Below are 11,668 nucleotides of genomic sequence, written 5' to 3'. Positions count from 1 at the left end.
CCCGGCTGCTCGGCACACACGGCAGCGAACGCCGCTACGTACACGAGACCCTCGGCTTCAACTCCCGACTCGACACCGTGCAGGCCGTCGTGCTGCGCGCCAAGCTCACCCGGCTGGACCGCTGGAACGCGGCCCGCCGGGCGGTCGCGGCCCGCTACGACACGCTGCTCGAGGCCGCCGGGCTGACCGGCACCGCGTGGTCCCCGGGGCCGGTCCGGCCACCGACGGTGGCCCCGGGCAACATCCACGTCTGGCACCTCTACGTCATCAGGATCCCCGACCGGGACGCGGTACTGGCACGGCTGAACAAGGCCGGGATCGGCGCCGGCATCCACTACCAGCTCCCGGTGCACCTCCAGGAGGCCTTCGCCAGCCTGGGCTACGCCCGCGGCGACTTCCCGGTGGCGGAGCGGGCCTGCGCCCAGATCCTCAGCCTGCCCATCCACCCGCACCTCACCGAGGCCGACCAGGCCAGGGTCGTCGACGAGCTGGCGGAGGCGCTCGCGTGACCACGGCGAACGGCGGCCCGGCCCGGGGCACGGCCGAGACGCCACCGGGGGTGTTCGTACACCCGCGCGGCCTGTGCGAGTCGGACACCGTCGGCCCCGGCACCAGGATCTGGGCGTTCGCGCACGTCATGGCGGGCGCGGTCGTCGGCGCCGGCTGCAACATCTGCGACCACGCCTTCATCGAGTCCGGCGCGTGGCTCGGGGACCGGGTGACGGTGAAGAACGCCGTCCTGGTCTGGGACCGGGTCACGATCGAGGACGACGTCTTCCTGGGCCCGAACATGCTGTTCACGAACGACTTCCGGCCGCGCGCCGAAGTACGCAGGGGCCGCGGCGAGCTCACCCCGACGGTGGTGCGCCGCGGGGCCACCATCGGCGCTGGCGTCACGGTCGTCGCCGGGACCGAGATAGGCGAGTACGCCTTCGTCGGCGCCGGCGCCGTCATCACCCGCGACGTGCCCGCGCACGCGCTGGTCGTCGGCAACCCCGCCCGCTCCATCGGCTGGGCCTGCCGATGCGGCGAACGACTCACCGACGAGCTGACCTGTCCCGGCTGCGCGGCGGCCTACGAGCCGACCAGGCCCGGCCCGGGCCTGCGCGCCGCCGATGGCGGGGAACCCCCGGGCTGGCCGCCGGGGTCGGTCGCTCCCGCGAGCCCGGCGGCCGCGCCGCCGCGATGACGGCCGGCGGCCGGGGCCGGGGCTGGGCGAGCGAGGATCGCCGCGACGCCGAGCTCGCCGGCCTCGAGCTGGTCGGGGACCGGCCGGCGCCGGGCCCCGCGGCGGCCTGGGACCCGGACGCGGCGACCATGCCGCACCGCCTCACGCCACCGGCCGGCGGCGGGGATGCCGAAGGCGACGGCCTCGGCCGGTCCGTGCGCCGCGGGCTCGGCTTCAGCCTGCTCAACAACGCGGTCAGCAGGGTCGGCACGGTCGTGACCGGGATCGTGCTCGCGCGGCTGCTGATACCCGAGGACTACGGCGAGTTCGCGGTCGCGCTCGTCGTCCTCAACGCCCTGCTGTCGGTCAACGAGCTGGGCGTGAGCCTCGCGGTCGTGCGCTGGCCGACCGACCCACGCATGATCGCGCGTACCGTCACGACGCTCGCCCTCGCGGGCAGCGGCCTGCTGTTCGCCGGGACGCTGCTCGCCGCGCCGGCCATCGCCGAGCAGCTGGGAGCGCCCGAGGCCGTTCGGGTGATCCGGCTGCTGGCCGTCAGCGTGTTCATCGACGGGCTCGCGAGCGTCCCGGCGGCGCTGCTGACCAGACAGTTCCTGCAGGGCAGGCGGATGGTGGCCGACCTCACCGGGCTGCTGGCGAACACGGGCGTGACGGTCGGGCTCGCGGCCACCGGCCACGGCGTCTACAGCCTCGCCTTCGGCTACCTGGCTGGAAACGCGGTCACCGCGGTCCTCATCACCGCCGCCGCGCCCTACCGGGTCTGGCCAGGATTCGACCGCCCGGCAGCCCGACAGCTGATCGCCTTCGGCCTGCCGCTCGCCGGCTCGAGCCTGCTCGTCTTCGGCGTGCTCAACATCGACACGATGATCGTGGGATCGCGGCTCGGCGCCGTCGAGCTCGGCTTTTACACGCTCGCGTTCAACCTGTCGAGCTGGCCGGTCAACATGTTCTCGCTGGCGGTGCGGCGGGTGGCGATGCCGGCGTTCGCCCGGCTGTCCGCCGACCAGCGGCGCCTGCAGGAGTCGTTCGCCCGCTCGCTCGGGCTGCTGCTCGCGGTCGCGCTACCGTCCTGCGCGCTGCTCGCGGCCCTGGCCACGCCCGTGATCCGGATCGTCTACGGCGACCGGTGGGCCGCGGCGGCCGACGCGCTGCGCTGGCTCGCGGTGCTCGGCGCCGGCCGGATCGCCGCGGAGCTCGCCTACGACCTGCTCGTCGCGGCCGGCCGCACCCGCGCGGTGTTCGCGGTCCAGGGGGCCTGGCTCGCGGCACTGGTCCCCGGGCTCTACCTCGGCGCCCACCTGGGCGGGATCGGCGGAGTCGCCGCCGCGCACGCGGCCGTCGCGCTGCTCGTCGTGGGCCCTGCCCTCCTGGCCGCGATCAGCGGCGCCGGCCTCGCGCCGCTGGCGAGCCTGCGTCACTGCGTCCGGCCGTTGGTGGCGGCGGCCGTCGCGGTCGCCGTCGCCGGGTTCGGCCAGCGGTGGGTCCACGGCGACCTCGCCCAGCTGTTCGGGCTGTCGACGGCCGCCGGTGCCGCCGCCCTGATCGTGTTGGCGCCGTTCCTGCTCTCGTTCCGCCGGCGCGGCGCGGCGCCGGACGGCCCCGCCGCGAACGCGGCCACCGGCTGACCCGCCGCGGCCACGCCTCGCCCCGCGTCCCCCTTCCGGGAGCCGCCCAGGTCCCAGACGGGACCTGGGCGACCCCGGAGCGGGGACGCGACCCCGCGATCCCGGCCGGGATGGGCCAGGGCGCGTCCCTAGCGGGGGGCGGGCTCGTGGACCAGGTCCGCGACGACGATGGTCGTGTCGTCGCGCGCGCCCGCGAGCAGGGCGGCCTCGACGAGGGCGTCGGCGGCCCGTTCCGGTGGGTCGGAGGCCAGCTGGCTGAGCAGGCCGTGCAGCTGCTCGGGCTTCATGACCTTGGTGATCCCGTCGCTGGAGAGCACCACCCGGTCACCGGCGGAGACCTCGACCTGGAAGAGGTCCATCTCGACCTCGTCGGCCAGGCCGATCGCGTTCAGCAGCGGCCCGCCGGTGATCGCGTGCGGGGTGGTGAGCTGGCGGGGCTGTCCCTTGGCCGGCTGCAGCCACACGGTGCTGTCGCCGACGTGCGCGACGGTGATCGTCCGTCCGGTCTGCTCCTGCCGGCCGAGCACGACGACGTCGAGCGTGCAGGCCATGCCGCGCCAGGAGGGCTCGTTCTTCGGACGCTCCCGCACCACCTTGTTCGCGCGGACCACGGCGGCGCGCAGGCCCTCGCGCGGGTCGGCGGCGTACTGCGGCCGGAAGCCGGCGACGGTCGTCACGGTGAGCGTCGAGGCGATCTGCCCGGCCGCCTCGCCGCCGACCCCGTCGGAGACGGCCAGCAGGCCGTCGGAGACGACGAACGCGTCCTCGTTCGGCCCACCGCGCTTGCCGCGCCGCGTCCGGCCGGCCGCGGACAGCCGCAGCGGCGGCGCGCTGAACTGCTCGGGCTCGTCGGCGACGTAGGGGCCGGTCGACACGACGGCCGTGTCGACGGGCCCGGCGGGCGCCGTCTGCGCCGCGGGATCCCACTCGGGCGGCGCGGCCGCCGGCTGGGCCGCGGGCGGCGCCGGCGTGGGCACGGGCTGCGCCGGGGCCGCTGGCGGCGCCGGAGGCGCGGGCCACGCGGCGTCCTCGGCCACCGCGGGCGCCTCCGGGTCCGGGTCCGGGTCACGCGGCGGCGGCGCCGACGCCGCCCGGGGGTGCGGTGGGCCGACCGGCGGTGGCGCCCAGCTGGTCGCGTCCGGGTCACGGTCGTCGGCCGGCCAGCCGCCGCCGTCCGCGGGAACCTGCGTCGTCACGTCATCTCTCCAGGCATGGTCGACGCCGGACGCGTCGAGGTAGGGGTCAGGTCCTGAGCCAACTCCGGGGCTCTCGTCGGGCGCGGCGGGAGGGCCGGCGGCGGCGCGCGGCCGCGGCGCCTGGGGATCCGCGGCCGGGCCGAAGCCCGGCACGAGGCCCTCCGCCTCCGGGGACCGGCGGCCCGCCTCGGCGGCCCGGTGCGTGCCGCGCCGCTCCCGGCCTCCGGCACCCCGCCGGCTCGGGCGCGGCTGGCCCGGGTCGGGGGGCGGGTGAGGGCCCGGGCCGAACTGCGTCCGACCGGAGCGGCTGGACAGGACGACGAACACCGTGGCGCCCACGAGGAGCACGACGATCAGCATGATTGGTAGCAGTGAGCTCTTCATGGCCTCCGTACCCCACCGCCGCGGCATAGATCAGTCCGGAGCGGCTAGCTCGCGCGGCCATGCTCGTCGTACTGATCGTGCCGGTCATGCTGCCAGATGGCGGCCATGCCCGACCGCCGGTATCCGTCCCCGCTCGTCTAACAAAGACACCAGACTGCCATTCAGAGGTGAATTGTCGCCACAGCGACACGGCTGTGTCCCCGCGGGGCCACCCCGCGGGGAGCCTGTCAGTGCACCCGCTGGTCGGCTGGGCAGTCGAGAGCGCGCGCGCCGGTGAGGCCGTCGACCGACAGCCGGGTCGAGAGCCGCACCGGACCGGGCGAGTCCGTGAGGATCCCGGTCCAGCCGTCGGCGGCGCGGAACACGCAGGCGTCACCCGTCTCGATCGCCCACAGCGAGGTGAAGCGCACCAGCACGGTCGCCACGCCGGGCTGGTCGAAGTCGACGGTCACCGAGCTGACCCCCAGCTCGGTCAGCTCCGCCGGACCGCGCACCAGGCCTGGCGAGTCGGTGACGATCCAGACCTTCCAGTTGGCGTCCTCCCACGCGAGGTCCAGGTAGGGCAGGCCGGCGCGCAGCAGCTCGGCCTCCGCGTCGGCCGCCGGGTCGAGTGGCACGTCCGGCAGCGCGACGTAGGTGACGCCGTGCTCCAGCAGCCAGTCGTGGTAGGTCTCGGCCGTCAGCGTCCCGTCGTAGAAGAGCGAGTTGCGCTCGCTGTCGAGCTGGCGCAGCCAGCCGCGCGCGATCTGCACCCGGGGGGCGACGTAGCGGGCCTCCCAGTGCGCCTGGGTGAACGGGATCTCGACCCGCCCGGCCGGCACCGGGCCGCGCTCGAGGTAGTCGAGCAGCCCGGTGTAGTAGCTGGCGCGCGCCGACGGGTCGCCCTGGGTGAGCAGCGCCCCGTGGACGGGGCCGATCGACCAGCCGATCAGCGGCACGGACACGATCAGCAGGATCCTGGGCCGGGAGGCGAGCAGCACGGCCGCCATCGGCCCCGCGAGCAGGGTCGCCGGCCGGGTCATGTTGCCCCCGACCGTCGAGGGCACGAAGAAGAAGACGGTCGCGGCGGCCCCCCACAGCAACAGGCCGCGGCGCACGGCCCGCTCCCGGCGCGGCACCACGAGCAGGCCGCCGACGATGAGCGACACGAGGCACAGGTAGGTGAGCGCCGGGAAAGGCTGCACGCCCTCCTCCGGGAAGAGCATCGCCACCACGATCCCGCTGAGCGCGCCCGCTATCGGCACGATCCGGCGCCACGCCAGGCTGCCGATCAGGGCGGTACCGACGAGCAGCAGGAACGCGCCGGCCAGCGGCGAGGTGAGCGACGCGCACAGCGCCCCGGCCCAGGCGGCCCAGGCACGGCGCTCGCGCACGCCGACCAGGGCCAACGCACCGAACGCCATGCCCAGCGCGAACGGACCCCGCCCGACGATCAGGTTCGCGACGGTCACCACGGCGAACCAGAGGATCGGCAGGTCGTGGCCCCGGCGTGCCCGCGGCCCGCGCAGCAGGCGGGCCACCAGCGCCGTCGAGGCCACGCAGGCCAGGGCGGTGAGCAGCTGCGCCCCGAAAAGCGCCCCGATCGGCGGGAACAGCACGCTGTAGCCGAGTAGGGTGTGTCCGCCGTACCACTGGCCGTCCCAGAGCCGCGCCCCGCCGTGCTTGAACAGCCAGACCCGGTACTCCTGCGCCGGCGTGTCCGGCCCGGTGAGCCCGAGACGCAGCGTGAGGGCGCACAGCGCGGCCGTCAGCAGCCACGGCCGGGCCCGTACGACGCGGTAGACCATCCGGGCGGCACGCCGGAGGTGCCGCGAGCGGCCGCCGGCCCGTCCGGCACGATCGGAGTCGGCCGCGTCGGCGCGCCGCTCGGAATCCTCGGCGGTCGGGCCGCTCGCGGCCGCGGTCCCGCCCGGGCCGACGGAGCCCGGCGTCCCGGCGGGATCGGTGCCGGCGTCCCGGTCCGATCCGGGGTCGCCGCCCGGTCCGCGAGGCTGGTCGGGCAGGTCGGCGGCCGGGGACGCCGGCCGGGTTGCCGGTGGGGACGTCCGCGCCGGCACGGTCTCGACGAGCGGCGCGGCGTCGACGAGCGGCGCGGTCTCGACAAGGGAGGAGGACGACGGGAGTGAGCGAGCCGGGTCATCGCCCTTGTCCAGCTGATCCGGCGGCTGGTCCGCCGGATCCACCGGATTCGCCTGGAACGTCGGCGCCTGGGGTCCCGTCGGGGATCCGGGTACGGCGAGCGGTCCTCCCACCCGGTGCTACCTCCCAGACGTTGCCGGCGCTTCGCCCGCCCCCGGTCCGGGCGACCCCCTGGGCCGGATCCGCGCCGGCCTGGCTGCTGGCGGCCGGGGCCTGCGCGGCCATTGCCACCGTTACAGCCGAGGGCCGCCTTGGCCCACGTGACCCACGCGCAATCGACCCGACATCCTGGCTCGGCATTCTTCCACCGGCTCCGCCCACCGGCACCACAAGGGGCGCACTTGCCGGTATCGCCGCGCTGGCGGTCATCGCGCTCTGCGCACTTTGGATCACTCTTGTCCGAGGTGCGTGGACCGGCCGCCTCGGCGCCCGCGCGGTGTCCGCGGCCTCCCTGGCCTGGTGCGCGCCGTTCGCGCTCGGCCCGCCGCTGTTCAGCCGGGACGCCTATGCCTACGCGGCCCAGGGTGAGCTCGCCAGGCGCGGGCTCGACCCGGCGACCCACGGGGTGCTCGCGCTCGCCGCCGATCCCTCGGGCGCGGTGTTCAGCGACGCCGTCGACCCACGCTGGCGGGAGACGCACACGCCGTACGGCGGCGCGGCGGTGGCGGTCGAGAAGGCCGCCGCGGCCGTCGGCCACCTCTTCGGCGTCGGCCCGGCGGGAGCGCTGGTGACGCTGCGGGTCGTCGCGCTCGTCTCCGTGGCCGTCCTGGTCTGCTGCACGGTCCGCCTGGCCCAGGGCGCGGCCGGGGCGCCAGCGGCGCCCACTGACGGCGGCGACGTCATCGGCGGCCCCAGCGGCGACCGTGTCCGGGCGGTCGCGCTCGCGCTGGTCGCCGCCAACCCGGTGACGCTGATCCACCTGGTCGGCGGCGCGCATCTCGACGCGCTGGTCGCCGCCGCCCTGGCCGGCGCCCTGCTGGTCGACCGGTACGGCCGGCGGCCTCCGGCGGGCGCGCCGGACACGCCCGGCCCTCTCTCGTGGCCCGCGGTGGCGGCGACGGCGCTGGCCTGCCTCGCGGGCATGGTCAAGGCGACCGCCCTGCTGGGCGTGGCCTGGCTGGTCCTGGCGCACGCCCGCCGCGCCCGGAGCTCCGGCCCCCGGGCGGTGGCGGCGGCCGTGGCGGTCGATCTCGTGGTGACGGCCGGCGTGGGGGGCCTGAGCGTGCTGGCGAGCGGGTTCGCGCCGACCTGGATCGGGGCCCTGGCCACCTCCAGCGAACTGACGACCGGCATCGCGCCCGCGTCGATCCTGGCCACCCTCCTCTCGGCGCTCGCGAGCCTGGTCGGCGTGGACGTGGCCGCCGGGCGGGGGTCGGCGCTGCTCGCCGGCTGCCGCGCCGTCACCCTGGCCGCCGCCGGGGTCGTCGTCGCCGTCCTGCTCTGGCGCGGCTGGCGCGGCCGGCCCCGCGACGGGCAGGCACCCGACGGCGAGCGGGACGGGTCGGACGAGTGGGACGGGCTGAAGGTGCTGGGGGTCGGCGGGCTGGCGGTCGCGCTGGGCAGCCCGGTGCTCTACCCCTGGTACCTCGCCCCGGCGCTGCCCATGCTCGCGGTCCTGACCGCCCGAGGCCCTTCCCGGCGGGCCTCCCGGGTCGCCGGCCCCCCGGATCTCGAGGCCGGTCCAGAAGGCCCGCGGCCCCTGGCCGACACCGCCGATGACCGCGCCGAGCACGGCGGCGGGGCGGCGGGGCGGCGGCCGAGGCCCTCCTGGATCGGCGTCGGCGCGGTGTGCGCCCTGTCTGTCTGGCTGTGCCTGGCGACGCTGTCGCCGCTGGCCGAGACCTGGCGGCTGCTCGGGCCGCGCGGGCCGGCCGGCCCTGTCCCGCTGGTGGCGGCGGTGGCCGTGGCGACGGCCGCGCTCACGGCCGCCGGCGCGGCCGGGGCACGCGCGCTCGCGGGCGGCCAGCGGCGCCGGCGGCGGGCCGCGGCGCGATGAGCCTGACGGCCCGCCAGCAGGCCGCCAGGAGCAGCAGGTTGCGCGCCACCAGCAGCAGGCTGGCCACCACCCGCCCCTGGATCACGTCGTTGTACCGCCACGGATAGACCACCTGGCTGATCACCGCCGCCACCAGCAACAGGACGAGAGTGCCCCGGTGGCTCCCGGAGCGGCCCGCCCCCGGGCGGGCGGCCGGGGCAGCCGCGAGGGGCGCGTCGCCCGGCCGGTCGACGGCCCGCTCCCGCAGCGCGACACCCGCCGCGGCCACCGCCAGCGCCCAGATCAGGTACTGCGGGCTGAGCACCCGGGAGGTCACCAGCACGACGAGCAGCAGCGCCAGCAGCCGGTCGCTCACCCGCGCGCCGTCGGCGGCCCGGGGCCGCGCCCACCAGACCAGGACCGCGACCGCCACGGCGCCGACCTCGACGAGCGAGCAGGCCGTGGCGATCGCGCGCGCCGCCGGCTCGTCGAACTGCGACGAGCCGTACGAGTACCGCGCGCTCTGCCCGGCCCCGAACATGCGGGCGACCACGAACACCGTCGCCGGCACGGCCTCCAGTTGCAGCCCACGGGCCTGTTGGGCACGCAGGAACCCGAGGAGGTCCCCCGTCGCCCCGGCGGCCGCCAGGAGGACGACCACCACGGCGGCGGCGGCGAGCGCGCCAGCGGCGAGCCGGGCCAGCGGCGGCAACGGCGGACGGGCCCTGGCGGTGGGTCCGCCGGCGGGCCGGAGCCCCGACGGGCCCGCCGCGGGCCGGCCGCACGCGACCAGCAGGAACGCCGGCCACACCTTGACCATGGCGCCGGCCGCCGCCGCGAGGCCGGCGCGGCCGTACCGCGGCCCGCGCCGGGTGCCCTCACCGCCGGACGGGGCCCGCCCGGGGTCGGCCCGCGCGCCCAGGGCGAGCAGGCCGGCGACGACGCACGCCGCCGGCACCAGGTCGAACCGGGCGAGCGTCACCGGGCCCAGCGCGGTGGTGCCCAGCAGCCAGACCCGCGCCCCGGCCCGGGTTCCCACCCGCTCGGGGTCCGACGGGTCCTGGCGTCGGGAGGAGCCCCGGCGGGCGAGGGCGGCGGTGACGGCGGCGTCGAGCGCGAGCATGAACAGCGGGAAGCCGACCCGGTAGGGCAGCCCGACGAGGGCGTGGACGGCGGCCGGGACGGCGAAGACGAGCGCCGCGCCCGGGGGGTACTGCCAGGTGTCGTCACCGCTCGGCAGACCGCGGCCGTGGACGAACGCGTCCCCCCAGCCCGCGTAGAGCTCCAGGTCACCGTCGACGCCGTGCTGGGCGCCGAGCGGGTGCACGTACAACGCCAGAACCAGCAGCACGGCCCTGCTGACGGCCCAGAATCCCCAGAGTCCTTCCGCCGACCACGGCCGGCCAGCCCGGGCGATGATCCGGGCACGCCAGCCGCGCGCGCCAGCCGCCTCGGCGCCGGCCCGGTCCGCGCCGCCGGCCTCCCGGCGGGCCTCCCCGGCCTCCCCGGCGGCCCCGGCCGTCGCGCCCGTGGCGTTCTCCCCTGTCCCCGGGACCTGCGCGGACGCCTCCCATGTCGTCCGCGAGTTGTCCCCGCGGGGCGAGTCGGGCGGCATATCGCGGACGGTACCGGCCGACCACGCCGGGCCGCGTGGAGGGGACCCCTCCAGGCGGGTAGCGTGCGTGACCTAGTGCATCAACGGCGATGCGCTCGCGGGGGGCAGGGTCCTCCCGCCGGGTGGACCGCCCGGCGCCCTCACCTGCCGGGCGGCCGGATGGCGGGCCGCGTCCCCCCGGGCCACATAGGAGGGCCAGTGAGCCTCGGGGCATCACCTTGGGACACCGCCTGCGTCCAACTGGCGGACGCGGCGCGGCACCTGGGTCTAGACGATGGAATGCACGACCTGCTGCGCATGCCGCGACGGTCGGTCACGGTCAGTGTTCCGCTGCGGCGCGATGACGGGCAGCTGCTGGTACTGACCGGATACCGGGTACAGCACAACCTGGCGCGCGGGCCGGCGAAGGGGGGCATCCGCTTCCACCCGTCCACCGACCTCGAAGAGGTCAAGGCGCTCGCCATGTGGATGACGTGGAAATGCGCGCTGATGGGGATCCCGTACGGCGGCGCCAAGGGCGGGATCGCCGTGGAGCCCGGGATGCTCTCCGACCGGGAACGGGAGCGGATGACCCGGCGGTACGCCGCCGAGCTGGTGGGGCTGATCGGGCCGGCGAACGACATCCCGGCGCCCGACATGGGGACCGACGAGCAGGTCATGGCCTGGATCATGGACACCTACTCGGCGCACACGGGCCACACCGCGCACGGGGTGGTGACCGGCAAGCCGGTGTCGGTCGGCGGGACGGCCGGCCGGGCGGGCGCCACCAGCCGGGGCGTCCAGCTCGCGACGTTCGCCGCGCTGCGGGAACGGGGCGTCGCCCCGGCGGACGTCACCGTGGCGGTGCAGGGTTTCGGCAAGGTGGGCGCGCTCGCCGCCCGGTACCTGCGGGACGCGGGCTGCCGGGTGGTCGCCGTGTCCGACGTCAAGGGCGCCGTCTACAGCTCGCGCGGGCTCGACCCGGCCGCGCTGATGAGCCATGTCGCCGACGGCGCCGACACCGTGGTCGGTTTCGCCGACACGGACACGCTGACCAACGCCGAGCTGCTCGAGCTCGACGTGGACGTGCTGATACCGGCGGCGCGCGAGGGCGTGGTGACGGCGGAGAACGCCGGGCGGGTACGGGCGAAGATGATCGTCGAAGGCGCGAACGGCCCGGTGACGGCCCAGGCCGACCCCGTCCTGGCCGAGAACGGGGTGGTCGTCGTTCCCGACATCCTGGCGAACGGCGGCGGGGTCGCGGTCTCCTATTTCGAATGGGTCCAGAACCTGCAGGGATATCTCTGGTCCGAGGGCCAGGTGAACGAACGGCTCGCCGAGCTGATGGAACGGGCGTACGCGCAGGTGTCGGCGCTCGCCCGCGAGCGCGGCCTGGCGCTGCGCGAGGCGGCGCACGTCATCGGCGTCGGCCGGGTGGCCGAGGCCCACCAGACCAGGGGCCTCTATCCCTGAGGTCTCACCACCCCGAGATCCCTCGGGCCTGGGGATTTTCCAAGATCCTGGCGGCCGGCACGACTCCGCCGGACGGCCGCCGGGCGGCGGGGT

Annotated in this window: 8 protein-coding genes; 5 read left to right on the top strand and 3 right to left on the bottom strand. The window is 76.5% G+C overall.

Annotation, left to right across the window (positions count from 1 at the left end):
* The 3 genes from I6A81_RS01920 to I6A81_RS01910 form a co-directional block, all read left to right on the top strand.
* Positions 1-509 (top strand): DegT/DnrJ/EryC1/StrS family aminotransferase (locus I6A81_RS01920; protein WP_203008551.1); only part of this gene is annotated, 509 nt, incomplete at its 5' end.
* Positions 506-1,189: an acyltransferase gene (locus I6A81_RS01915; RefSeq protein ID WP_238441435.1), complete on the top strand. Its 684-nt coding sequence runs from the start codon at positions 506-508 to the stop codon at positions 1,187-1,189. The genes I6A81_RS01920 and I6A81_RS01915, both read left to right, overlap by 4 nt.
* Entirely contained in the window at positions 1,186-2,814 is a 1,629-nt protein-coding gene (locus I6A81_RS01910) for a lipopolysaccharide biosynthesis protein (RefSeq protein WP_203010069.1), read from the top strand. Before I6A81_RS01915 ends, I6A81_RS01910 begins: the two co-directional genes overlap by 4 nt.
* Positions 2,815-2,942: 128 nt before the next feature.
* Here the strand turns inward: I6A81_RS01910 and I6A81_RS01905 are convergent, their stop codons facing one another.
* Both I6A81_RS01905 and I6A81_RS01900 read right to left on the bottom strand, forming a co-directional pair.
* Positions 2,943-4,394 carry a PP2C family protein-serine/threonine phosphatase gene (locus I6A81_RS01905; RefSeq protein ID WP_203006906.1) on the bottom strand — a complete coding sequence of 484 codons (1,452 nt, stop codon included), beginning with the start codon at positions 4,392-4,394 and terminating at the stop codon, positions 2,943-2,945.
* Positions 4,395-4,621: 227 nt separating this feature from the next.
* Positions 4,622-6,181 (bottom strand): hypothetical protein, encoded by a 1,560-nt coding sequence (locus I6A81_RS01900; RefSeq protein ID WP_238430763.1) that lies wholly within the window; start codon positions 6,179-6,181, stop codon positions 4,622-4,624.
* Positions 6,182-6,666: 485 nt separating this feature from the next.
* Here I6A81_RS01900 and I6A81_RS01895 point away from each other — a divergent pair, with 485 nt between their 5' ends.
* Entirely contained in the window at positions 6,667-8,529 is a 1,863-nt protein-coding gene (locus I6A81_RS01895) for a hypothetical protein (RefSeq protein WP_238430761.1), read from the top strand.
* Here the strand turns inward: I6A81_RS01895 and I6A81_RS01890 are convergent.
* Complete coding sequence (locus I6A81_RS01890) at positions 8,453-10,123, bottom strand: glycosyltransferase 87 family protein (RefSeq protein WP_203006907.1); 1,671 nt, start codon at positions 10,121-10,123, stop codon at positions 8,453-8,455. The genes I6A81_RS01895 and I6A81_RS01890 overlap by 77 nt on opposite strands.
* Positions 10,124-10,321: 198 nt before the next feature.
* Between I6A81_RS01890 and I6A81_RS01885 the strand changes: the two genes are divergently transcribed.
* The gene (locus tag I6A81_RS01885) at positions 10,322-11,575 is read left to right on the top strand and encodes a Glu/Leu/Phe/Val family dehydrogenase (protein ID WP_203006908.1); all 1,254 of its coding nucleotides are present in this window, start codon (positions 10,322-10,324) and stop codon (positions 11,573-11,575) included.
* Positions 11,576-11,668 lie beyond the last annotated feature (93 nt).

The sequence above is a fragment of the Frankia nepalensis genome, assembly GCF_016786325.1.
Classification (GTDB): domain Bacteria; phylum Actinomycetota; class Actinomycetes; order Frankiales; family Frankiaceae; genus Pseudofrankia; species Pseudofrankia nepalensis.
Note: the sequence above shows the minus strand (reverse complement) of the source record. Positions and strands in the feature narration are given on the sequence as shown.